Origin of the sequence: Dryocola boscaweniae (assembly GCF_025215095.1) — a bacterium.
In the GTDB taxonomy this organism is placed as follows: domain Bacteria; phylum Pseudomonadota; class Gammaproteobacteria; order Enterobacterales; family Enterobacteriaceae; genus Dryocola; species Dryocola boscaweniae.
Genome location: NZ_JALHAP010000074.1, coordinates 107,400 through 129,295, shown reverse-complemented (window position 1 = coordinate 129,295; position 21,896 = coordinate 107,400). Strand labels below are relative to the sequence as shown.

The 21,896-nt window shown below is 51.2% G+C and carries 22 protein-coding genes and 2 pseudogenes; 20 read left to right on the top strand and 4 right to left on the bottom strand.

Annotated features, from left to right (window positions below; translation table 11 throughout):
- The first annotated feature begins 122 nt into the window (after positions 1 to 122).
- The 10 genes and pseudogenes from MUA00_RS06635 (at position 123) to MUA00_RS06590 (ending at position 10,484) form a co-directional block, all read left to right on the top strand.
- The gene (locus tag MUA00_RS06635; protein ID WP_271122276.1) at positions 123 to 1,289 is read left to right on the top strand and encodes a bifunctional tRNA (adenosine(37)-C2)-methyltransferase TrmG/ribosomal RNA large subunit methyltransferase RlmN; all 1,167 of its coding nucleotides are present in this window, start codon (positions 123 to 125) and stop codon (positions 1,287 to 1,289) included.
- A 433-nt stretch (positions 1,290 to 1,722) separates the two neighbouring features.
- Positions 1,723 to 2,721, top strand: a complete 999-nt coding sequence (gene rodZ / locus MUA00_RS06630) for a cytoskeleton protein RodZ (RefSeq protein WP_271122277.1) — start codon at positions 1,723 to 1,725, stop codon at positions 2,719 to 2,721.
- A 37-nt stretch (positions 2,722 to 2,758) separates the two neighbouring features.
- Entirely contained in the window at positions 2,759 to 3,880 is a 1,122-nt protein-coding gene (ispG, locus tag MUA00_RS06625; RefSeq protein WP_271122278.1) for a flavodoxin-dependent (E)-4-hydroxy-3-methylbut-2-enyl-diphosphate synthase, read from the top strand.
- 117 nt (positions 3,881 to 3,997) lie between these two features.
- Positions 3,998 to 5,272 (top strand): histidine--tRNA ligase, encoded by a 1,275-nt coding sequence (gene hisS, locus MUA00_RS06620; RefSeq protein ID WP_271122279.1) that lies wholly within the window; start codon positions 3,998 to 4,000, stop codon positions 5,270 to 5,272.
- Between the two features lie 35 nt (positions 5,273 to 5,307).
- A complete protein-coding gene (locus MUA00_RS06615; RefSeq protein ID WP_271122280.1) occupies positions 5,308 to 5,928 on the top strand; it encodes a YfgM family protein in 621 nt (206 codons plus the stop codon).
- Between the two features lie 10 nt (positions 5,929 to 5,938).
- A complete protein-coding gene (gene bamB / locus MUA00_RS06610; protein WP_271122281.1) occupies positions 5,939 to 7,120 on the top strand; it encodes an outer membrane protein assembly factor BamB in 1,182 nt (393 codons plus the stop codon).
- Positions 7,121 to 7,242: 122 nt separating this feature from the next.
- The gene (gene der, locus MUA00_RS06605; protein WP_271122282.1) at positions 7,243 to 8,748 is read left to right on the top strand and encodes a ribosome biogenesis GTPase Der; all 1,506 of its coding nucleotides are present in this window, start codon (positions 7,243 to 7,245) and stop codon (positions 8,746 to 8,748) included.
- A 220-nt stretch (positions 8,749 to 8,968) separates the two neighbouring features.
- Positions 8,969 to 9,384, top strand: a pseudogene (locus MUA00_RS06600) (Arm DNA-binding domain-containing protein); the annotation flags it as partial.
- Positions 9,379 to 9,594, top strand: coding sequence for a helix-turn-helix transcriptional regulator (locus MUA00_RS06595; RefSeq protein WP_271122380.1), 216 nt, complete (start codon positions 9,379 to 9,381; stop codon positions 9,592 to 9,594). The pseudogene MUA00_RS06600 and the gene MUA00_RS06595, both read left to right, overlap by 6 nt.
- 128 nt (positions 9,595 to 9,722) lie before the next feature.
- Positions 9,723 to 10,484 (top strand): annotated as a pseudogene (locus tag MUA00_RS06590) (antA/AntB antirepressor family protein).
- Positions 10,485 to 10,718: 234 nt separating this feature from the next.
- Here the strand turns inward: MUA00_RS06590 and MUA00_RS06585 are convergent.
- On the bottom strand, positions 10,719 to 10,907 hold the full coding sequence (locus tag MUA00_RS06585; RefSeq protein ID WP_271122283.1) for a YlcI/YnfO family protein: 189 nt from the start codon (positions 10,905 to 10,907) through the stop codon (positions 10,719 to 10,721).
- Positions 10,908 to 11,736: 829 nt separating this feature from the next.
- Here MUA00_RS06585 and MUA00_RS06580 point away from each other — a divergent pair.
- The 6 genes from MUA00_RS06580 (at position 11,737) to MUA00_RS06560 (ending at position 15,210) form a co-directional block, all read left to right on the top strand.
- Positions 11,737 to 12,576, top strand: coding sequence for a YPO3983 family protein (locus MUA00_RS06580; RefSeq protein ID WP_271122284.1), 840 nt, complete (start codon positions 11,737 to 11,739; stop codon positions 12,574 to 12,576).
- Positions 12,573 to 13,037 (top strand): DUF943 family protein, encoded by a 465-nt coding sequence (locus tag MUA00_RS06575; protein WP_271122285.1) that lies wholly within the window; start codon positions 12,573 to 12,575, stop codon positions 13,035 to 13,037. The genes MUA00_RS06580 and MUA00_RS06575 overlap by 4 nt, the downstream gene beginning before the upstream one ends.
- 387 nt (positions 13,038 to 13,424) lie before the next feature.
- Positions 13,425 to 13,688: a peptidoglycan-binding domain-containing protein gene (locus tag MUA00_RS21235; protein ID WP_333780868.1), complete on the top strand. Its 264-nt coding sequence runs from the start codon at positions 13,425 to 13,427 to the stop codon at positions 13,686 to 13,688.
- 102 nt (positions 13,689 to 13,790) lie between these two features.
- Positions 13,791 to 14,339, top strand: coding sequence for a lysozyme family protein (locus tag MUA00_RS21230; protein WP_333780869.1), 549 nt, complete (start codon positions 13,791 to 13,793; stop codon positions 14,337 to 14,339).
- Positions 14,336 to 14,788: a lysozyme inhibitor LprI family protein gene (locus MUA00_RS06565; protein ID WP_271122286.1), complete on the top strand. Its 453-nt coding sequence runs from the start codon at positions 14,336 to 14,338 to the stop codon at positions 14,786 to 14,788. Before MUA00_RS21230 ends, MUA00_RS06565 begins: the two co-directional genes overlap by 4 nt.
- A gap of 200 nt (positions 14,789 to 14,988) precedes the next feature.
- A complete protein-coding gene (locus MUA00_RS06560) occupies positions 14,989 to 15,210 on the top strand; it encodes a zinc ribbon domain-containing protein (protein ID WP_271122381.1) in 222 nt (73 codons plus the stop codon).
- Here MUA00_RS06560 and xseA read toward each other — a convergent pair whose 3' ends face one another.
- A complete protein-coding gene (gene xseA, locus MUA00_RS06555) occupies positions 15,211 to 16,596 on the bottom strand; it encodes an exodeoxyribonuclease VII large subunit (RefSeq protein WP_271122287.1) in 1,386 nt (461 codons plus the stop codon). It lies immediately after the preceding gene.
- Between the two features lie 169 nt (positions 16,597 to 16,765).
- Here xseA and guaB point away from each other — a divergent pair, with 169 nt between their 5' ends.
- Both guaB and guaA read left to right on the top strand, forming a co-directional pair.
- Positions 16,766 to 18,232, top strand: a complete 1,467-nt coding sequence (gene guaB / locus MUA00_RS06550) for an IMP dehydrogenase (protein WP_271122288.1) — start codon at positions 16,766 to 16,768, stop codon at positions 18,230 to 18,232.
- Positions 18,233 to 18,300: 68 nt separating this feature from the next.
- Positions 18,301 to 19,878, top strand: coding sequence for a glutamine-hydrolyzing GMP synthase (guaA, locus tag MUA00_RS06545; protein ID WP_271122289.1), 1,578 nt, complete (start codon positions 18,301 to 18,303; stop codon positions 19,876 to 19,878).
- Positions 19,879 to 19,977: 99 nt separating this feature from the next.
- On the opposite strand, the gene MUA00_RS06540 is transcribed toward guaA, so the two are convergent.
- Positions 19,978 to 20,343 carry a winged helix-turn-helix transcriptional regulator gene (locus MUA00_RS06540; protein ID WP_271122290.1) on the bottom strand — a complete coding sequence of 122 codons (366 nt, stop codon included), beginning with the start codon at positions 20,341 to 20,343 and terminating at the stop codon, positions 19,978 to 19,980.
- Positions 20,344 to 20,434: 91 nt separating this feature from the next.
- Between MUA00_RS06540 and MUA00_RS06535 the strand changes: the two genes are divergently transcribed.
- Together MUA00_RS06535 and MUA00_RS06530 are read left to right on the top strand one after the other, a co-directional pair.
- Entirely contained in the window at positions 20,435 to 20,761 is a 327-nt protein-coding gene (locus tag MUA00_RS06535; RefSeq protein WP_271122291.1) for a nuclear transport factor 2 family protein, read from the top strand.
- Complete coding sequence (locus MUA00_RS06530) at positions 20,761 to 21,540, top strand: SDR family oxidoreductase (protein ID WP_271122292.1); 780 nt, start codon at positions 20,761 to 20,763, stop codon at positions 21,538 to 21,540. The genes MUA00_RS06535 and MUA00_RS06530 overlap by 1 nt, the downstream gene beginning before the upstream one ends.
- 141 nt (positions 21,541 to 21,681) lie before the next feature.
- Here the strand turns inward: MUA00_RS06530 and MUA00_RS06525 are convergent, their stop codons facing one another.
- On the bottom strand, positions 21,682 to 21,873 hold the full coding sequence (locus MUA00_RS06525; protein WP_271122293.1) for a YfgG family protein: 192 nt from the start codon (positions 21,871 to 21,873) through the stop codon (positions 21,682 to 21,684).
- Positions 21,874 to 21,896 lie beyond the last annotated feature (23 nt).

Sequence of the window (21,896 nt, the reverse complement as noted above, 5' to 3'; positions counted from 1 at the left end):
AGTCATGGCATACCTGCCATAGAATTTGTACAATGCTGCGCCCCGGATGAGCTTGCTCTTCGGGGCGCACCTTTTTAACCCTCCTGGGGCCGTAACGTGTAACAACGAGGCCGGAAAAAATTATGTCTGAGCAAATTGTCACTTCCGAGACGCCAGTAACTGTCGTTTCTGGTAAATCTGAAAAAATTAACCTGTTAGATCTCAACCGTCAGCAGCTACGCGAGTTCTTCGCCGCTATGGGTGAAAAACCGTTCCGTGCCGATCAGGTCATGAAATGGATGTATCACTATTGCAGTGATGACTTCGATGAGATGACCGACATCAACAAAGTTCTGCGCAACAAGCTTAAAGAAGTCGCTGAGATTCGCGCGCCGGAAGTTGCAGAAGAACAACGTTCTGCAGACGGCACTATCAAATGGGCAATCAAGATCGCCGATCAGCTTGTGGAAACCGTGTATATCCCGGAAGAAGATCGCGCCACGCTGTGCGTCTCGTCCCAGGTTGGTTGTGCGCTGGAGTGTAAATTCTGCTCAACGGCGCAACAGGGCTTTAACCGCAACCTGCGCGTGTCGGAAATCATTGGTCAGGTCTGGCGCGCCGCGAAAATTATCGGCGCTCAGAAAAAAACTGGCGTACGTCCTATCACTAACGTGGTGATGATGGGAATGGGCGAACCGTTGCTGAACCTCAACAACGTGGTTCCGGCCATGGAAATCATGCTGGATGACTTTGGTTTCGGGCTGTCTAAACGTCGCGTGACGCTGTCCACGTCCGGTGTCGTTCCGGCGCTGGATAAGCTGGGCGATATGATCGACGTGGCGCTGGCTATTTCGTTGCATGCTCCGACCGATGATATTCGTGACGAGATAATGCCTATCAATAAAAAGTACAACATCGAAACTTTCCTGGCCGCCGTGCGTCGCTATCTGGAAAAATCCAACGCTAACCAGGGCCGCGTAACGGTAGAGTACGTTTTGCTGGATCACGTCAACGACGGTACCGAACATGCGCACCAGTTGGCCGAGTGTCTGAAAGATACGCCATGCAAAATCAACCTGATTCCATGGAACCCGTTCCCGGGGGCGCCATATGGCCGCAGTTCTAATAGCCGTATCGACCGTTTCTCTAAAGTTTTAATGAGTTACGGCTTCACCACCATCGTGCGTAAAACCCGTGGTGATGATATTGATGCTGCTTGTGGTCAGTTAGCCGGTGAGGTTATCGATCGTACCAAGCGTACGATGCGTAAACGTATGCAGGGTGAACCTATTGCTGTAAAAGCAGTCTGATAAGCAGATCCGTGCGGCTCGACAGAATGGAATCCGCTGGGTCGAGCGCAAAAAGGCGCCAAAACATAACTAACTGTAAATTTGGTACCTTTACGTTAAGCCGGTTAATAATTACGGTGCGTTTCTTTGCGCTTTAAGGCAGTATGTAGCCGCACAACAACAGTTTAGCCGTAGGTATGTGGGCAAGCATTGCGTAAGGTCTACCGACAGCATTTAAAAATGCAGTCTATGGTTATCTTAGCTGGCTTGAATAGTTGCCTTGTAGCACGGTGTCTTTACGTGATTTGCGTAATGTAGCTGGATGTTTTTGCTGAAGGTCAGCCTTCAGGTGTCAGATTAGTTTCGCGGTACGGGTGAGCGTGGCGTAGCGGAAATGTTGCGATACAAAGCTCGTGCCTATTCCTCAATTGAACAGTACCAGCAGTTGTAGCTAATGAATACTGAAGCCACTCAAGAAACAAATGCAGCACAAACCACAGGCGTTCGTCTGCGCAACGCGCGTGAACAACTCGGTCTTAGCCAACAAGCCGTGGCGGAACGGTTATGTCTGAAGGTTTCTACCGTTCGGGATATTGAAGACGACAAGGCTCCTGCTGAACTGGCGTCGACTTTCCTGCGTGGTTACATCCGCTCGTATGCGCGTCTGGTGCATATTCCTGAAGAAGAACTGTTGCCTATGATGGAGAAGCAAGCTCCGGTCAGGGCGGCGAAAGTGGCACCGATGCAGAGTTTTTCATTGGGCAAGCGTCGCAAAAAACGTGACGGCTGGCTGATGAGTTTCACCTGGCTGATTCTGTTCGTTGTGGTGGGTCTGACGGGTGCATGGTGGTGGCAAAACCATAAAGCGCAGCAGGAAGAGATCTCCACTATGGCAGATCAATCTTCTGCGGAGCTTTCTGCGGATAACAATGGGCAGTCAGTGCCATTGAATACCGGCGCTGATACCCCATCTGCGCCGGACGCCACGACTCAGCCTGCGCCTGTGCAGGAGTCTCAACCCGCACCGGCAGACACCACGGCACAAAATACCGCTCCGCAAAGCGCGCCTGCAGACAATTCAACTGTAGTCTCGCCAAGCCAGGCTCCGATTGATAACGCACAGAACACCACTACGCCAGCTCCAGGCGCAGGTGCTGCGGCATCTTTGCCAACCGATCAGGCTGGCGTGACGCCTCCTGCCGCAGATGCTAACGCGCTGGTGATGAATTTTAATGCTGATTGTTGGCTGGAAGTCACTGATGCCACAGGTAAAAAACTTTTCAGCGGCATGCAGCGTAAAGACGGTAATTTGAATTTAGCCGGCCAGGCGCCGTATAAGCTTAAAATCGGCGCTCCGGCAGCAGTACAGATTCAGTTCCAGGGCAAACCTGTCGATCTGAGTCGCTTTATCAGAACTAACCAGGTTGCCCGTCTGACCGTGAGTGCGGAATAATCGCTTCCGGCGAGACGTGTACTTGTGGAGACTTGTAATGCATAACGAAACCCCGATTCAGCGTAGAAAATCTAAACGCATCTATGTCGGGAATGTGCCTATCGGCGATGGAGCCCCTATCGCCGTCCAGTCCATGACCAACACCCGAACCACGGATGTTGAAGCCACGGTCAATCAGATCAAAGCGTTAGAAAGAGTGGGAGCCGATATCGTTCGCGTATCGGTGCCGACTATGGACGCTGCAGAAGCTTTTAAACTTATCAAACAGCAGGTTAATGTCCCGCTGGTCGCCGATATCCATTTCGACTATCGCATCGCGCTGAAAGTTGCTGAATATGGCGTTGATTGCCTGCGCATCAACCCGGGCAATATCGGCAGCGAAGAGCGTATCCGCACGGTTGTCGATTGCGCCCGTGATAAAAACATTCCGATCCGTATCGGGGTCAACGCCGGTTCTCTGGAAAGAGATCTGCAGGAAAAGTACGGCGAGCCAACGCCGCAAGCTCTGCTTGAATCGGCTATGCGCCATGTGGATCACCTGGATCGTCTTAATTTCGATCGGTTTAAGGTGAGCGTAAAAGCCTCCGACGTTTTTCTTGCGGTGGAATCTTATCGCCTGCTGGCAAAACAAATCGATCAGCCGTTGCATTTGGGGATCACTGAAGCAGGCGGTTTCCGCAGCGGCTCCGTGAAATCGGCAATCGGCCTTGGTTTGCTGCTTTCAGAAGGCATCGGGGATACCTTACGTGTTTCGCTTGCGGCCGATCCTGTCGAAGAGATCAAAGTTGGTTTTGATATCCTGAAATCACTGCGCATTCGTTCTCGTGGGATTAACTTTATCGCCTGCCCAACCTGCTCACGTCAGGAGTTTGACGTTATCGGTACCGTCAATGCGCTGGAGCAGCGTCTTGAAGACATCATCACGCCGATGGACGTTTCCATTATCGGCTGCGTGGTGAATGGCCCGGGCGAAGCGCTGGTTTCAACGCTTGGCGTAACTGGCGGCAACAAGAAAAGCGGTTTCTACGAAGACGGCGTACGCCAGAAAGAGCGCATGGATAACGACAACATGATTGCTCAGCTTGAAGCGCGTATTCGTGCGAAGGCCAACATGCTCGATGAGAAGCAGCGTATCAGCATCCAGCAGTTGGAAAAATAGTGCGAAACATGGGAAGCATAAGGCTTCAAAGTGTATGATTGAACCCGCCGGTTTTTTTGCAATAGCGAAAATCCCGATTTCGGGTTCATTTTTTGTATAAAACGACAGAGAACAAACGTGGCAAAAAACATTCAAGCCATTCGCGGCATGAACGATTACCTGCCGGGCGAAACCGCCATCTGGCAGCGCATTGAAGGCATTCTGAAACAGGTGCTCGGCAGCTACGGTTATAGCGAAATCCGTTTGCCGATTGTAGAGCAGACCCCATTATTCAAACGCGCTATCGGTGAAGTCACCGACGTGGTTGAAAAAGAGATGTATACCTTTGAGGATCGCAACGGCGATAGCCTGACGCTGCGTCCTGAAGGCACCGCGGGCTGCGTGCGTGCCGGTATCGAACATGGTCTTCTGTACAATCAGGAACAGCGCTTGTGGTATATCGGGCCGATGTTCCGTCATGAGCGTCCGCAGAAAGGGCGCTATCGTCAGTTTAATCAGTTGGGTGTTGAAGTCTTCGGTCTGCAGGGGCCGGATATCGATGCTGAATTAATCATGCTGACCGCGCGCTGGTGGCGTGCGCTGGGTATCGACAAACATGTCAGCCTGGAACTGAACTCCATTGGTTCGCTTGAAGCGCGTGCGAAATATCGCGAAGCGCTGGTAGCGTACCTGGAACAATTTAAAGATAAGCTGGATGAAGACAGCAAGCGTCGTATGTACAGCAATCCGCTGCGCGTGCTGGATTCCAAGAATCCTGACGTGCAGGCGCTGCTGGATAATGCACCGGCGTTGGGCGACTATCTGGACGACGAGTCCCGTGAACACTTTACTGGCCTGTGCCAGTATCTGGACGCTGCCGGCATTGCTTATACCGTGAATCAGCGTCTGGTCCGTGGCCTCGATTATTACAACCGTACCGTGTTCGAGTGGGTAACCAGCAGCCTTGGCTCTCAGGGAACCGTGTGTGCCGGTGGCCGTTACGACGGCCTGGTTGAGCAGCTCGGCGGCCGTGCGGCTCCTGCGGTTGGTTTCGCCATGGGGCTTGAACGTCTTGTTTTACTGGTTCAGGCAATTAATCCTGAATTTAAAGCAGAATCTGTTGTCGATATTTACCTGATATCGTCGGGTCAGGGAACTCAGGCGGCGGCTATGCTGTTGGCCGAGCAGTTGCGTGACCAGGTCCCGGCATTGAAGCTTATGACCAACTACGGCGGCGGCAACTTCAAGAAGCAATTCACCCGAGCGGATAAATGGGGCGCGAGCTTTGCATTAGTCCTCGGCGAAGACGAAGTTGCTAAAGGTCAGGTTGTTGTGAAGGATCTGCGCACAGGTGAACAACAAACCGTAGAGCAACAAAATACGGGTTCGCATCTGCAGGCGCTACTGGGCTAATTTCCCGGTGATTAATCGTTAAGGAGAAGGGCTGCGTGGAAGTTTACGAGAACGAAAACGATCAGGTGGAAGCGGTAAAGCGCTTCTTTGCCGAAAACGGCAAAGCGCTGGTGGTTGGTGTCGTGCTAGGGATTGGCGCGCTGGTCGGCTGGCGTTACTGGAACAGCCATCAGGCTGATTCTGCGATGGCTTCATCGCTGGAATATCAAAACGTCACAAGCGCCGTGAATGCAAGCCAACCGGCAACGCTTAGCGCTGCGGAGAAATTTGCCGCTGAGACAAAAAATACTTACGGTGCGCTGGCTTCGCTGGAACTGGCTCAAAAATATGTTGATAACAACGACCTTGCGAAAGCTGCCGCGCAGTTGCAACAAGGCCTGAGCAATACCAGCGACGCAAACCTTCAGGCGCTGATTAATGTGCGTCTGGCGCGTATCCAGATCCAACAAAAACAGGCCGATACTGCGCTGAAAACCCTCGATGGCATTAAGGGCGAAGGTTGGGTGGCGATAGTGGCTGATTTGCGCGGTGAAGCGTTGCTCAGCAAAGGAGACAAGCAAGGCGCGCGTGATGCCTGGAGTAAAGGCGCTCAAACCGATGCTTCTCCTGCGCTGCGTGAAATGATGCAGATGAAAATTAATAACTTGTCCAGCTAAGAGGGACCCGATGCAATTGCGTAAATTACTTGTACCAGGGCTGATTTCTCTGACGCTGCTCAGCGGCTGCTCATTGTTCAGCGGTGAAGAAGACGTTGTTAAAATGTCTCCGCTGCCAACGGTTGAAAACCAGTTCGAGCCGGAAAAAGTGTGGAGCACTTCCATCGGCAGCGGCATTGGCGATTTTTATTCCAACCTTCATCCTGCCTGGCAGGACAGCGCGGTTTATGCGGCTGACCGTCACGGCACCGTTAAAGCGGTCAATGCGGATGACGGTAAAGAAATCTGGTCGGTCGATCTCTCTGAGAAAACCGGCTTCTTCTCCAGAAACCGTCCGGCGCTGCTGTCTGGCGGCGTAACGGTTGAAGGCGCTCATGTTTACGTCGGCAGCGAAAAAGCGCAGGTTTTCGCGCTCAATACTTCCGACGGCAGTATTGCATGGCAAAGCAAGGCCGCGGGTGAGGTGCTTTCTCGCCCGGTGGTCAGCGACGGTTTAGTGCTGATACATACCAGTAACGGTCAGTTGCAGGCAATGAATGAGAACGACGGCGCCGTTGCATGGACCGTTAACCTTGATATTCCAGCGCTTTCTCTGCGCGGCGAATCAGCGCCAGCGGTTGCTTTTGGTGCTGCAATCGTAGGCGGTGATAACGGACGCGTCAGCGCAGTGCTGATGAAGCAAGGCCAGTTGATCTGGCAGCAACGTATTTCCCAGGCGACGGGCGCGACAGAAATCGATCGTCTGAGCGATGTGGATACCACCCCGGTTATCGTAAACGGCGTGGTTTACGCCCTGGCCTATAACGGCAATCTGACTGCGTTGGATCTGCGTTCTGGTCAGGTAATGTGGAAACGCGAGCTGGGCTCGGTGAATGATTTTATCGTTGATGCCAACCGTATCTTCCTGGTCGATCAGAATGACCGCGTTATTGCGCTGAACGCTGAAGGTGGCGTTACGCTGTGGACGCAAAGCGATCTGCTGCACCGCAACCTGACAACGCCTGCGCTGTATAACGGCTACCTGGTAGTTGGCGACAGCGAAGGTTATATGCACTGGATTAACACCGACGACGGTCGTTTTGTTGCTCAGCAGAAGATGGACAGCTCCGGCTTCCAGACCGAGCCGGTTGTCGCCAGCGATAAACTGCTGATTCAGGCGAAAGACGGTACGCTGTACTCGATCAAACGCTAAACTTGCCAGATAATTAGCGAGTATGAAACGGTTCCTGAAGTCCGGGAGCCGTTTCCTGTTTTTAGAAACGGCGCGTTTTAGCGTCGTTTGATGATGAATTATTGAGTAATGAGGCTTTTATAATGGTACCTGTGGTTGCGCTGGTCGGGCGCCCTAATGTCGGAAAATCCACGTTGTTTAACCGCTTGACGCGTACCCGAGATGCGCTAGTCGCGGATTTCCCGGGGCTGACTCGCGACCGCAAGTATGGTCGTGCTGAAGTGGAAGGCCGCGAATTTATTGCTATCGATACCGGCGGTATTGACGGCACGGAAGACGGCGTTGAAACGCGTATGGCTGAACAATCCCTGCTGGCGATTGAAGAAGCCGATGTCGTGCTGTTTATGGTGGATGCTCGCGCGGGTTTGATGCCTGCTGATGAAGCTATCGCTAAACATTTGCGCTCGCGTCAGAAGCCGACGTTCCTCGTGGCGAACAAAACTGACGGCATGGACCCGGATCAAGCGGTTATTGATTTCTACTCTCTCGGTTTAGGTGAAATTCATCCGATTGCTGCATCCCATGGCCGCGGCGTGACCAGCCTGCTGGAACATGTACTGATGCCGTTCATTGATGAAGTGAATCCGTGCGCCGAAGAAGAAGAAATTGACGAAGATGCAGCCTACTGGGCGGCATTCAATGCCAAAAACGGCATCGTTTCCGATGATGAAGAACAAATCGAAGAGGAAGAAGAGGAAGCCTTTAATCCTCAGGACTTGCCGATTAAGCTTGCGATCGTTGGCCGTCCGAACGTAGGTAAGTCAACGCTCACCAACCGTATCCTCGGTGAAGACCGCGTCGTGGTTTACGACATGCCGGGCACCACTCGCGACAGCATTTACATTCCAATGGAGCGTGATGAACGCGAGTATGTGCTTATCGACACCGCTGGTGTGCGTAAGCGCGGCAAGATCACGGAAACCGTCGAAAAATTCTCGGTTATCAAAACCTTGCAGGCGATTGAGGACGCAAACGTCGTGCTGTTGGTTATTGATGCCCGTGAAGGCATCTCCGATCAGGATCTCTCGCTGCTCGGCTTTATCCTCAATAGTGGGCGCTCACTGGTGATCGTGGTCAACAAGTGGGACGGCCTGAGCAATGAAGTCAGAGAGCAGGTAAAAGAGACGCTTGATTACCGCCTTGGCTTCATCGACTTTGCCCGTGTGCACTTTATTTCTGCGCTACACGGCAGCGGCGTTGGCAATCTGTTTGAATCCGTACGCGAAGCCTACGATAGCTCTACCCGTCGTGTAAGCACAGCGCTGCTGACCCGTATCATGAATATGGCGGCAGAAGACCATCAGCCACCGCTGGTGCGTGGTCGTCGCGTGAAGCTGAAATATGCGCACGCCGGCGGTTATAACCCGCCGATTGTCGTTATCCACGGCAACCAGGTGAAAGACCTGCCGGATTCCTACAAGCGTTACCTGATGAACTACTTCCGCAAATCGCTGGACGTCATGGGCACGCCAATCCGTATCCAGTTTAAAGAAGGGGATAACCCGTTTGCCAACAAACGTAACACCCTGACGCCGAACCAGATGCGCAAGCGTAAGCGCTTAATCAAGCACATCAAGAAGAGCAAATAATCATTCTTTAAAATTATTTGCTAAAAAATGCAGAAGCCCGCCTCGCGGGCTTTTTTGTTGTCATTAGCTATCATTACGATGCATGACAACGCATAATCAGGATGTACATATGGGTGTGCCTAATCCACAATGGCGTGATTTTGTGTACACGTTAAAGCGGTTTTGTGTACACGGAGCGGAAATTTTATGTACAAAAGAGCCGAAAATGTGAGTGATAGCTATGTCTGGATTAACTGATATTCAGATCAGGGCTTGGATTAAAAGCGGGGAGAGGTTTGACGGTAGAGCCGATGGTAACGGGCTTTATTTGAGCTTTCCAAAAGCTACACGTGTCCATTCTGGAGGTTTCGCTATAAATTTGCTGGCAAGGCACGAGCCATGGTCATTGGTTCGTATGCTGATATAACTCTGAGTAAGGCGCGAGAGGCTGTTAAAGAGTTACCCGCTCGCGTTACGCTGGGCTATGACGTTGCCGGGGAGAAACAAGAGCGAAAGGCTGAGGCTGTTGCAAAAATCGAGGCAAAGAAGAATGCTATTAACGTTTCGCAACTAGCCGCTGAGTATTACATATTACACCCGCCAATTACCCCGTTACGAATCACCAACCACCAGCAAGAGGTAACGGGGTATATGAAAAACCAACCTTCCATTCAATCCGCAATTCCCACAACTGGCTACATTCGCCGATATCGCCTGGCTGAAATGCTGGGTATGAGCCTTTCTACTCTTGATCGGAAGGTACGCAACGGCACTTTACCGAAGCCAAAAAAGCTGGGTGAGAAAATCACAGCCTTTGATGCGGTGGAGATCAATCAGTGGCTGGAAGAGCGCCGCCAGTCTGCCTAAATAAGCAGAATCCTCATTCAGTAACTTAGGTTTCGCAAACAATACTTGTGAGATCGATTTGTTGCAGTGCCGGGCGAGTGCTCTACTTCTCCCGGACTCGATAAAGATTACGGAGTAAAAACGTGAATATGAAAAATAGTGGCCTCAATGGTCAGGGCTTCGCTCACTCTGAAAACGAGCAACAGCAGAATTTCGCCGAAATGATCCCGGTAATTTCCGGTGTCATCGGTCGCCATCCCACTGACATTGTGAGCGCTAAAACATTGCATTCAGCATTAGGGGTAAGACGCGATTTTACCACTTGGATAAAAAACCGAATTGCAGAGTATGGTTTTACAGAAGGTACAGACTTTGAGATTGCGGAAAGTTTGAGCTCACCAAAGCCAGGGAGCTCAAAAACTCGCCAACGGCTTACATATGAATATTTGATTACCCTGCGTATGGGTAAAGAGCTGTCGATGGTGGAACGCACAGAACAAGGACGGGCCATAGACACTATTTCATTAAATGTGAGGAAGAATTACGCAGGAGAGCGCCAGAACAGGCTGCAGCATTGCGCCGGGAACTGAAAGCCCGCATTACCGTTGCAAGTTACTTTAAACCAATGTGTGCGGCGCTGGAGGCTTACCGCGCTGACCGGGGCAAAACTACGTACGCTCCAGCACCATTACACCACCGAATCAAACATGCTGGCGCGTATCGTGCTGGGCGGCATGACTGCCAAACAGTGGGCGAAGATGAACGGCATCGCAGGCGAACCACGCGACAGTATGAATACGGCGCAGTTGGAACACCTTTCTTATCTTGAGCAGACAAATATCACTTTGCTTGAGTTGGGGAAGGATTACCCGTAACGTAAATCAGAGCTGTTGCGCCTGTCCCAACGTTAGCTGTCGCGTCGTGTGGAGGCCAACCATGAATAGCGCCCAAAGAAAAAGCGCCCCATGCCCGGAGCGCTTCTGTGAACGTATGTCTGGATGCCACTGTGCCAGCGTTGCTGGTGGCCTTGATGATACCAGGCTGGCGACGCATTTGCTATTGCGTGGTCGTGGAGCCGATATTTCCAGCCAAAAAGAAAAGGGCGCTGCTTGCGGCCACGCCATTTGGTTACTCGCCAGTGTGGATCACTCCTTTGGCGTTTCCACTTTTGCTTTACGGCGCTGCCGGCGCTTTATCTCGCCCCTTGCTGCGGCAACTAAAAAACCCGCTGTGCTTTCGCCATCGTCCTTACTCTGCTCTATTCCTTCCATAACATCATGGGGGATTCGAATTGTAGTCATTTGCGATTTCGTATTCTTTGCACCAGTTACCATTCCTCGCCTCCTAATGATTTGGTGTATGTCAGCATACACAATTGAAAGGCAGAAAAAAGCCTTGAAGTGTATTTCACCTTGGTAGTAGGATTAGTTTTGTTGGTGACATACACCAAAAGCAGCGAAGCCCGGCGGCGCGGGAACACATACTGGGCTTCTGACCACAAAGTTAAGGAGACTAACGCTATGGCTAAAAAATAGCGAACTGGAGTCCGGAGGGGATTAAAGCTCTTTCACTCTGGCGCGAAAAAGCGCACAGGTGATATGTGCCAACGTCGACCGGTGGCAAAGTGTCAACCATCTCTGAGATACGAAACGCGCAGGTTGACACTTTTCACCTCCCCGACGAAAAAGCGTCAACCCCGCTGCCCCCCCGCCATGACTGGCTTATTGCCGCCAATTCCTTGTGAAGCCAGTCAGAAAACCCCATATTTCCATCAAAAGTGTCAACCTTACCCGGAAAACGAAACCGATAGCTTTACACTTTGGCCGACCACTGTAAAAGCGTAAATCCGAATAAAGCCGCGTCACTGCTGGGTTTTCGGGGAAAGAGTCAGGTAAGGATGTTAAGGTCAGGCCGCGAAAAGTTTCAACCCGATATACAGATTTATTAAGGTGCTAAGGGCATTTTGCGAAAAAGTGTCAACCGGGCTCCTATGATTTCCTAAGATTTTTTGCTGAGGATCGGTAAATCCCACAGAACTCTTTTACCGTCCAGAAATCCGAATTCTCACGGTATAAAACAGGGAATATTTACACCATGGCAAGGCTCTGACTATGATTAGCGGCGCTAAGGCAGCATGGACTATCACTACGAGGAATGTAAATTATGCCAGCGCTCCAGTTTCCCTGCACGGTATTTAAAACTCGAAAATGGATGGACGACTACCACGCCAGCGATATGCTGTGCGGCGACCTGTCCGAAAGCCAGCTCAAAGAGCATTTTCATCTGGTGGATGTTTCCACCAGGGCGAACCCATACACGCTGACGAAGATCACCCCGTTCAGCCAGCCACAATCAATGTTTCATGGCTCACGTGGCGAAGGGGAGAAAATTACCCGGCAGCAATGCGCCGCTATACTCTTTGACGAATTCCGGGACTTATCCCGCACGTTTGCGATTTACAGCCCTTACCAGCCGCTAATAAAGCAGATGATTACTCATATGCAGAAAGCCAGCGGCACACAGTTCAGACATATGTTGCTTGACAGGGCATTGAAGGACCATATTTTGAATGATAATTCACCGGGGAATAGTACTCGCTTACTGCTGGAAAAAGTCTTTAATACAAAAATTGATTGGGAAAATAAATGTTACCCCATAAGTGAAAAAGAAGAACTCAGAGGGGCAATCATGGATGGCAAACTCCCTAAATTTGACCGTGTTCAGGATAATTTCAACGGTATGGGAATAACTGTCCACGATACCTGGGCGACGCATATCACCATAAAATCACTACAGATTGATAATGATCGTTTCCGGGCTGTGGTTCATTACAAAGTTCAGGATCACTTTGGGCTGGACAGTGACGATATATCAAAATTTAAATTTAGCCAGTTCCGATTTTTCCGTATCTGGTTTGTGCTCCAGCGATACAATCAGTTTGGTTTTAAGCCATTTATGACTAATATGGAAACCACCATTGAAATCACAGGAGCCCGCAAATGAGAGTGAAAAAGAAGCAGGCCATTGTGCTGATCTTCCTGACTGGATGCATGCTGCTGGGATATTGGCTTTGGTTGTCGCTGCGTACGGTGGAAATCGTCGCAGTTCATGAGGATGGCAACCATGCTTCTGTTTTAGTCAAGGCTTTCCCGGTTACAGATAAGGGAAAAATAAGCTGGTGGCTTAAAAACAAAGACATGATAAAGGATAAATATAACATACCGAAACTATCCTCCTCCGGAAACTTTACTATTGTCTTCTGGGATTTTGGAGATGGGTATAAGGAAGAGGGGAAATATGACAGGAGATGCTTTTCTGATATGAAAACAAAAGCAAATTGCATTGCTAAAAATCGAGTATTCTCCGTTGAAACTGGTCGGGGTAGTGATATTTTATTCACTGTAAGTGACGCTATATACATAATGAAAAAAAATGGCGAACTAATAAAAAACAAATACAAATAAACTCCAAAACTGTATGCTGAGTGGATTTTTTACAAAATGAGTAGCACTTGCGTTTATTATGTACACAAGGGTGTACACATTAAAATGTACCTGTGATTAAATTTGTTATAAATCAACGATTATTTACTTTAATTTCCTTTCACATCAAGAAGAGCAAATAATCATTCTTTAAAATTATTTGCTAAAAAATCCGGAAGCCCGCCTCGTGGACTGACCCCATAAAGTTGGACAGATCAAGTTCCGCAAACAAATATTAAGACTCTTTCTTTGTCGCCTGCATACTAGGATTTATGCCCGGGCAAAAATTCTGTTTTAAACCCCTTTCAGGACATAGCAGAGAACAGCAATTACACTCTTCTGCGAAGACAAGAATAAAGGGAGATTTTCATGTCCGGATATCAAGATCCAGTGCTGCTTCATCCCTCGCGGTTATTTTCCTCGGTCGGAACCTGCGGCACCAACGCCGCTGACGATGTAAAAAACATACAGAAAATGATGGTGAATGCCGGCTATCAGCAGGCGACCGGCCGGGTTCTCGAGATAAACGGGCGGTGCGGACAGGCGACCATTGAGGCCATTCGCTGGTATCAGCGCTTGCTGCATATGCATCCGTCGGGTCTGGTTCATCCTGTCGACGGTGCCTTCATGTAAGCCCTGAGAAACGCAGCGCCGGGCTGGCGTCCGAAACACCAGCGTGGTTCGCTGGCGGTAACGGAAGGACAGATAACCTTCGATGCGGAAGGCGTTGATTATGTGACCGCCGTGCAGCCGTTCCGGCAGTATAGGACGCTTGGTTTTTCACGGATACTGCACTGGCCTCCCGTGGGTTTGTCCGAGGTTACGCTGGGGCGGGGTTATGATATGGGGAACCGCTCTGCCGGAGAAATCTACGCCACGCTGCGGCAGGCGGAGCTGGAGGAGTATAAAGCTAGCCTTTGCGCCAGAGCGGCCGGCCTTAAGGGAAAGCGTGCAGGTGAATTTGTGAAGGTGTACGGGCCGCTGGTCGGAGAGATTACCCATCAGCAACAGATCGGGCTGTTTGAAATCGCCTATAGCGAAAAACTTGCATATACCAAAAGCGTTTATGGCAGAGTATCCCGGCGTATACCTGATGCCCCCTCCTGGCAAAGCTTTGACCAGCGTATAAAAGATGTTTTAGTAGATATATTTTTCCAAGGTGTTGAAAATACAGCAGCATTATTCAGCGCGGCGATAAAAGGAAAGCAAGCGCTTATAATCCATATTCAATCTTCAACTACTTATATGTCATATGAAATGAACAGATTAAGGCATTTGAAATGAAAGAGAAATTTTTTATGTTAATTGTATTGCTGACTTTGCCTTTATGCGCACAGGCAAAGCTGTCAAGCGGCGCAGAAAGAGATCTATGCTTTAAAGAGCAAAAGCAGATCGCTAATGCCTATAATTGCTTTTCGGCAAAAGCTAAAAAAAGCGAAAAAGAATTAGATAAAGTTATTCAGGAAACCAGTAAAAGAATATTAGCGAATTATGATTATTTTACAGAAAATAAACAGGATGCAGGAGAAACTGTTGGCGCTATATATAACAAGCATTTTCTCGATGCGCAAACCGTATGGAAAAACTACAGAGAAAAACAGTGTCTGGGAGTCTCAAGCTCAATCGGAGAAAGAGCGTATGATTATCAATCGTACAAAGATCAGTGCGTGATAAACCTTAACAAACGCCATATTGAGGAAATTCATCTGATGGATTTACCTCCCGTCGGGTAATGGTTCAGGCAGGAAATGAAAGCCGCATTCTTCTGAGCCTCGCTACGACTTTTCCATGCCTGTCGGCGGGCGCATATTAAAGGGTATATGGCGTTAAGCTCCTTAAAAACTAATACTAATTTTCTTTAGTATACTTTCCCGGTAAGGTAAATCTTTAAGGCGGGAGCGAAAGGCTCCCGTTTTGTTTTTGAGGAGAAATGATGGAACTGAACTGCCCGGTTTGCGACAAACAGCTCACGGCTACGGAAAGCGGCGCCCGCTGCGAAAGCTGCAATCAGGACTTTAAACTGGAAGCCCGTTGTCCGGAATGCCATAAGCCGCTGGAAGTGTTAAAAGCCTGCGGAGCCGTGGATTATTTCTGCCAGAACGGCCATGGATTGATTTCTAAAAAGCGCGTGGAGTTTGTCCCCGTCGCGCCCTGATTATTCGCTTTTCGATGCAGGTTTGCGCTTACGTGCAGGTTTCACCGGCGTAACGCCGGTGACCTGGCTTTCTACCCAGCCATCTTCCAGACGCGTTGTCAGCCTGTCCCCGGATTTCACCTGCTTAGTTTTTTTCAATACCTTGCCATCGGTCTGCGTTGTGACGCTGTAGCCGCGAGCAAGCGTCGCCAGAGGGCTGACGGCTTCAAGCTGCGCCAGAGCGGTACCAAAACGCTGACGGGTGGTGTTCAGCCGGGCGGTAAGCACCTGAGACAATCGGTACTCAAGCTGCTGAATGCGGGTTTGCGCGCGATGGATACGCGCCTGGGGCTGCTGCTGGTTCAGGCGTTGCGCCAGCCGTTGCTGAAGCTGCGTGGAACGGCGTAGCTTTGCATCCATAGCGACGGTCAAACGCTGTTGTAAACGCTCAAGCGTCGTCTGCTGCCGCGCCAGGCGTAGCTGTGGATGTTGCTGCTGCAAACGATGCTGCAGACGGGTAAAGCGTTGCGCCCGCTGTGCAAGGTAATAATCCATCGCCATTTCCATACGCGTTTGCTGCGACTGGATCTGGCGTAATAATTCTATCTGATTGCGGCTGACAATTTCCGCAGCGGCAGAAGGCGTCGGGGCTCGGACATCGCCGACAAAATCGGCGATCGTGACGTCAGTTTCATGCCCTACGGCGCTAACGACGGGGATTTGGCTGGCGAAAATAGCGCGTGCGACACGCTCGTCGTTAAAGCCCCATAAATCTTCCAGCGAACCGCCGCCACGTCCGACTATCAGCACGTCACATTCATCCCGCAGGTTCGCAAGCTCAATGACGCGAACGATTTGCGCCGGAGCGTCAGCGCCCTGAACGGCCGTTGGGTAGATAATTATCGGCAGCGAAGGATCGCGACGTTTTAACACATGCAAAATATCATGCAGCGCCGCACCGGTTTTTGAGGTAATAACTCCAACCTGGCGCGCAGGGCTGGGCAGCGTTTTTTTATGCTGCTGGTCAAAAAGCCCTTCAGCCGTCAAACGCTGTTTAAGCTGTTCATACTGCTGCTGCAAAAGTCCTTCACCTGCAGGCTGCATGCTCTCGACGATGATCTGGTAATCGCCGCGCGGTTCGTAAAGCGTGATATTGGCGCGCACCAAAACCTGCTGCCCGTGCTGCGGGCGAAAAGTCACCCGGCGGTTGCTGTTGCGGAACATCGCACAGCGCACCTGAGCGGTGTCGTCTTTGAGCGTGAAGTACCAGTGACCGGAAGAGGGCTGGCTGAAGTTGGAAATTTCGCCGCTGATCCAGACCTGTCCCATTTCCTGCTCCAGCAGCGAACGGACCGCTTGATTCAGGCGGGTAACGGTAAAAATTGAGGGAGAATTTGCGATTGGCATGTGAGCTGGATCAAATTTTAAATCAGCAGGTTATTCGGTTCATAGTACCTGCCCCGGCGCGAGTGGCAAGGAGTTTTCGCAAAAAAGTGTGGATGCAATCGATTCCGCTCTGTATAATGCCGCGGCAATATTTTATCTGTTCTCATTCACCCCAGGTTGAGATATTGCCATGCTACGAATCGCCAAAGAAGCACTGACGTTTGATGACGTTCTCCTTGTTCCAGCTCACTCCACTGTTCTGCCTAATACGGCGGATTTAAGCACCCAACTGACCAAAACTATTCGTCTCAATATCCCTATGCTGTCCGCAGCCATGGATACCGTGACCGAAGCACGCCTGGCAATTGCACTGGCTCAGGAAGGTGGTCTTGGTTTCATCCACAAAAATATGTCGATTGAGCGCCAGGCTGAAGAAGTCAAACGCGTGAAAAAACACGAAAGCGGCGTGGTTACCGATCCGCAAACCGTGCTGCCGACCACCACCCTGCGTGAAGTGAAAGAACTCACCGAGCGTAACGGTTTCGCAGGCTATCCTGTGGTGACTGAAAAATACGAACTGGTCGGCATCATCACCGGTCGCGACGTGCGTTTCGTTACCGATCTGAGCCAGCCAGTCAGCGTTTACATGACGCCGAAAGAGCGCCTGGTTACCGTGAAAGAAGGCGAAGCGCGTGACGTCGTGCTGTCTAAAATGCACGAGAAGCGCGTTGAGAAGGCGCTGGTTGTCGACAGCAGCTTCCATCTGCGTGGCATGATCACCGTAAAAGACTTCCAGAAAGCAGAGCGTAAACCAAACGCCTGTAAAGACGACCAGGGCCGTCTGCGCGTTGGGGCTGCCGTAGGGGCAGGTGCAGGCAATGAAGAGCGCATCGACGCTCTGGTAGCGGCTGGCGTGGACATTCTGCTGATTGATTCCTCGCATGGTCATTCCGAAGGCGTTCTGCAACGTATTCGCGAAACCCGTGCAAAATATCCCGATCTGCAAATCATCGGCGGTAACGTAGCAACCGCTGCGGGCGCACGTGCGTTGGCCGAAGCCGGCGTAAGCGCGGTGAAAGTCGGCATCGGTCCTGGCTCAATCTGTACTACTCGTATCGTAACCGGCGTCGGCGTTCCGCAAATTACCGCTGTAGCGGATGCGGTGGAAGCGCTTGAAGGCACCGGCATTCCGGTTATTGCCGATGGCGGTATCCGTTTCTCCGGCGATATCGCAAAAGCTATCGCCGCAGGTGCGTCAGCCGTAATGGTTGGCGGGATGCTGGCGGGTACAGAAGAATCTCCGGGCGAAATCGAACTCTACCAGGGGCGCTCATTCAAGTCTTACCGCGGCATGGGTTCCCTGGGCGCGATGTCCAAAGGTTCTTCTGACCGCTACTTCCAGACCGATAACGCTGCGGACAAACTGGTTCCGGAAGGTATCGAAGGCCGCGTGGCTTACAAAGGTCGCCTGAAAGAGATCGTTCACCAGCAGATGGGTGGCCTGCGTTCCTGTATGGGCCTGACCGGCTGTGGTACTATCGACGACCTGCGTACCAAAGCGGAATTTGTACGCATCAGCGGTGCGGGCATTCAGGAAAGTCACGTGCATGATGTGACCATTACTAAAGAGTCCCCGAATTACCGCATGGGCTCCTGATTCTTCTTCGCCCGGCTTTCGCCGGGCGATTTACTTTATCTGTTTCACTTGCCTCGGAATTAGCGTCAATGACGGAAAATATCCATAAACATCGCATACTTATCCTTGATTTCGGTTCTCAGTACACCCAACTGGTCGCGCGCCGCGTGCGTGAGCTGGGCGTTTACTGTGAGCTTTGGGCATGGGATGTCACTGAAGCACAGATTCGTGAATTCAATCCAAGCGGGATCATTCTCTCCGGCGGGCCGGAAAGCACCACCGAGCTGAATAGCCCGCGTGCTCCTGAGTATGTGTTCGAAGCAGGCGTGCCGGTATTTGGCGTGTGCTATGGCATGCAGACCATGGCGATGCAGCTTGGCGGCCACGTTGAAGGCTCTAACGAACGTGAGTTTGGCTATGCGCAGGTTGAGGTTAAAACCGACAGCGCGCTGGTTCGCGGTATCGAAGATTCTCTGAGCGCCACGGGTAAACCGCTGCTGGATGTCTGGATGAGCCACGGCGATAAAGTTACGGCGATTCCTTCTGACTTCGTGACCGTCTCCAGCACCGAAACCTGCCCGTTTGCCATTATGGCCAACGAAGAAAAACGTTTCTACGGCGTGCAGTTCCACCCGGAAGTCACGCACACCCGCCAGGGCCAGCGTTTGCTGGAACGCTTCGTTCTGGAAATCTGCGGCTGTGAAGCGCTGTGGACGCCGGCAAAAATTATTGAAGACGCCATCGAGCGTATTCGTGAGCAGGTGGGTAATGACAAGGTTATCCTCGGCCTGTCCGGTGGCGTGGATTCGTCCGTTACCGCAATGCTGCTGCACCGAGCAATTGGCGATCGCCTGACCTGCGTGTTCGTAGACAACGGCTTGCTGCGTCTTAACGAAGCGACGCAGGTAATGGAAATGTTCGGCGACCACTTTGGTCTGAACATCGTTCACGTGCCTGCGGAAGAGCGTTTCCTGTCCCAGCTAGCGGGCATTGACGATCCAGAAGCTAAGCGTAAAACCATTGGTCGCGTTTTTGTTGAAGTGTTTGATGAAGAAGCGCTGCGTCTTGAAGACGTGAAATGGCTGGCGCAGGGCACAATCTATCCGGACGTTATCGAATCTGCGGCCTCTGCAACCGGCAAAGCGCACGTCATCAAATCTCACCACAACGTGGGCGGCCTGCCGAAAGAGATGAAGATGGGCCTTGTTGAACCGCTCAAAGAGCTGTTCAAGGACGAAGTGCGTAAAATTGGGCTGGAATTGGGTCTGCCGTACGACATGCTTTACCGTCACCCCTTCCCGGGTCCAGGTTTGGGCGTGCGCGTGCTGGGCGAAGTGAAGAAAGAGTATTGCGATTTGCTGCGTCGTGCGGATGCTATCTTTATCGAAGAGCTGCATAAAGCCGATCTCTACAATAAAGTCAGCCAGGCGTTTACCGTGTTCCTGCCGGTCCGCTCCGTTGGCGTGATGGGCGATGGCCGCAAATACGACTGGGTTGTTTCCCTGCGCGCGGTTGAAACCATCGACTTTATGACCGCGCACTGGGCGCACCTGCCGTATGATTTCCTCGGCCGCGTCTCTAACCGCATTATCAACGAAGTTAACGGCATTTCGCGTGTTGTCTATGACATCAGCGGCAAGCCGCCGGCAACTATCGAGTGGGAATGATTTCCGGATAGCTCAGCATCACCAATCAACCCTCTGTATTGACAGAGGGTTTTTTATCCCTTTTACGTCTGTTCTCTCTATTAACGAATGTCGTCCAGGCTAATCGGCAGGGCCTTCTTCCGTAACGCCTTTTAGCAGTAAGGCGTCGCGTTGTTCCGCCCATTTCAGCATCGCATCCAAAGCAGGGCACAGGGCCTGGCCCCACTCGGTGAGGCGGTACTCAACTTTGGGAGGAACCTGCGGATACACTTTTCGAGAAACAATGCCATCCTCTTCCAGTTGCCGTAGCTGCTGGGCCAGCATTTTTTGGGAAATACCTGGAATCAGCTTCTCTAGATCTGAATAGCGCTGCACTTTGCCATCGAACAGATGGAAAAGAATAATCAGCTTCCATTTTCCTTCAAGTAAACGAATCACTTCTTCAACGCCAAGCGCCGCGCTGGCCGGGGTATAGAGTCTTCTCATAAGTCAGTAACTTACTTTTTAGTGCGTTCTTGATAATTGGTTAGTCTAAGTCGAAAATGATCCTCCGGCAAACCTTAGCGAGAATGCGAACATGAATCTGCCCCTTCCCGGTCCTGTTTCCCTGTATTTCGATATCGGCAACGGCTCGGATATAGCTCAAATCACCCGTTGTTTCATGCACGATGCGGTTGTCACCGACGAAAAACAGACGTACCGGGGGCTTGATGCCATCCTGGCCTGGAAATATGAAGCGAAGAAGAAATTTGAATATTCCGTCGAACCTCTCAGCATTTCCCGGGACGGCGATCGGCTGACCGTTACGGCAAACGTTGTCGGCAATTTTCCCGGCAGCCCGGTTCAGCTCGACCATGTATTTAACCTGACAGGTGACAAAATCAATTCGCTGGAGATCCGCTGATGTCAATGAATCTGGAGCTACAGGGAAAACGCGTCCTGGTAACGGCGGGCACGAAAGGAGTAGGGAAAGCAGTTGTCAGCTTATTCAGCGAGCTCGGTGCGAAGGTGCTCACAACGGCACGTAAACAACCGACGGATACTTCAGCCGATATCTTCGTTGCCGCCGACCTGACGACCGTCGAAGGCTGTGATTTGGTAGCGAATGCCGTTATTACTCATTTTGGCGGCGTGGATATCATCATTCATGTGCTCGGCGGTTCATCGGCGCCTGCTGGGGGTTTCGCTGCGCTGGATGAAGACCAATGGCAGCGCGAACTTAACCTTAATCTGCTGCCAGCCGTTCGCCTGGATCGCGCACTGTTACCCGGCATGCTTTCGCAAGAAGCTGGCGTCATTATTCATGTCACCTCTATCCAGCGAGAGCTTCCTTTACCGGAGGCGACCACCGCATACGCGGCTGCGAAGGCAGCCTTATCAACCTACAGTAAGAGCCTGTCGAAGGAGGTTTCCCCGAAAGGCGTTCGCGTGGTTCGCGTGGCCCCCGGCTGGATTGAGACGGAGGCGTCTGTCGCGTTGGCGGAAAGACTCGCTTTGCAGGCAGGCACAGACTATGAAGGGGGAAAAAAAATCATCATGAATTCGTTGGGGGGCATTCCAATAGGACGACCCTCCAGACCTGTTGAAGTGGCGAACCTTATTGCATTCCTGGCATCTTCTCGCGCAGCAACGATCACGGGAACAGAGTATGTGATCGATGGCGGCACTGTCCCGACCGTGTAGAAGAGCAAAGGCCTCGCTGATGCCAGAAAATTTTTCAGGCGGACATGGTTCGCCTGTTTTTTATCTATCGGGCACGAAAAATAGACGTGACAAAGCACACTGACAATCGGCAGTGATAAGCGTTTTATTTATAAAGTTGCGTTACCGGTTAGTGGTATCCACTGACAGGCTGCTTTGCTGTACCTGCATTTTTTGGTGCTGATGATGATGCCAGGCACCAATTGAGGAGTAGACAAAACGGCCAAAAAGGAAAAGAAAACTGATGAGCAGAATAATGCGGGTCATTCGATTATTAAATCGGTGTCGTCTTCGCATACTCGTAACCTGTGTCACGCAAAAGGCCCTTAGGGTTTGCC

Bases quoted from the DNA above. Each gene is read 5' to 3' on its own strand.
- MUA00_RS06535 (WP_271122291.1), top strand. From the start codon at position 20,435: ATGAATCTGCCCCTTCCCGGTCCTGTTTCCCTGTATTTCGATATCGGC.
- der (WP_271122282.1), top strand. From the start codon at position 7,243: ATGGTACCTGTGGTTGCGCTGGTCGGGCGCCCTAATGTCGGAAAATCC.
- MUA00_RS06635 (WP_271122276.1), top strand. From the start codon at position 123: ATGTCTGAGCAAATTGTCACTTCCGAGACGCCAGTAACTGTCGTTTCT.
- rodZ (WP_271122277.1), top strand. From the start codon at position 1,723: ATGAATACTGAAGCCACTCAAGAAACAAATGCAGCACAAACCACAGGC.
- MUA00_RS06530 (WP_271122292.1), top strand. From the start codon at position 20,761: ATGTCAATGAATCTGGAGCTACAGGGAAAACGCGTCCTGGTAACGGCG.
- MUA00_RS06585 (WP_271122283.1), bottom strand. From the start codon at position 10,907: ATGGTAACTGGTGCAAAGAATACGAAATCGCAAATGACTACAATTCGA.
- xseA (WP_271122287.1), bottom strand. From the start codon at position 16,596: ATGCCAATCGCAAATTCTCCCTCAATTTTTACCGTTACCCGCCTGAAT.
- ispG (WP_271122278.1), top strand. From the start codon at position 2,759: ATGCATAACGAAACCCCGATTCAGCGTAGAAAATCTAAACGCATCTAT.
- MUA00_RS06575 (WP_271122285.1), top strand. From the start codon at position 12,573: ATGAGAGTGAAAAAGAAGCAGGCCATTGTGCTGATCTTCCTGACTGGA.
- MUA00_RS06540 (WP_271122290.1), bottom strand. From the start codon at position 20,343: ATGAGAAGACTCTATACCCCGGCCAGCGCGGCGCTTGGCGTTGAAGAA.
- MUA00_RS06580 (WP_271122284.1), top strand. From the start codon at position 11,737: ATGCCAGCGCTCCAGTTTCCCTGCACGGTATTTAAAACTCGAAAATGG.
- MUA00_RS06595 (WP_271122380.1), top strand. From the start codon at position 9,379: ATGAAAAACCAACCTTCCATTCAATCCGCAATTCCCACAACTGGCTAC.
- MUA00_RS06560 (WP_271122381.1), top strand. From the start codon at position 14,989: ATGGAACTGAACTGCCCGGTTTGCGACAAACAGCTCACGGCTACGGAA.
- bamB (WP_271122281.1), top strand. From the start codon at position 5,939: ATGCAATTGCGTAAATTACTTGTACCAGGGCTGATTTCTCTGACGCTG.
- guaA (WP_271122289.1), top strand. From the start codon at position 18,301: ATGACGGAAAATATCCATAAACATCGCATACTTATCCTTGATTTCGGT.
- MUA00_RS21235 (WP_333780868.1), top strand. From the start codon at position 13,425: ATGTCCGGATATCAAGATCCAGTGCTGCTTCATCCCTCGCGGTTATTT.
- MUA00_RS06565 (WP_271122286.1), top strand. From the start codon at position 14,336: ATGAAAGAGAAATTTTTTATGTTAATTGTATTGCTGACTTTGCCTTTA.
- guaB (WP_271122288.1), top strand. From the start codon at position 16,766: ATGCTACGAATCGCCAAAGAAGCACTGACGTTTGATGACGTTCTCCTT.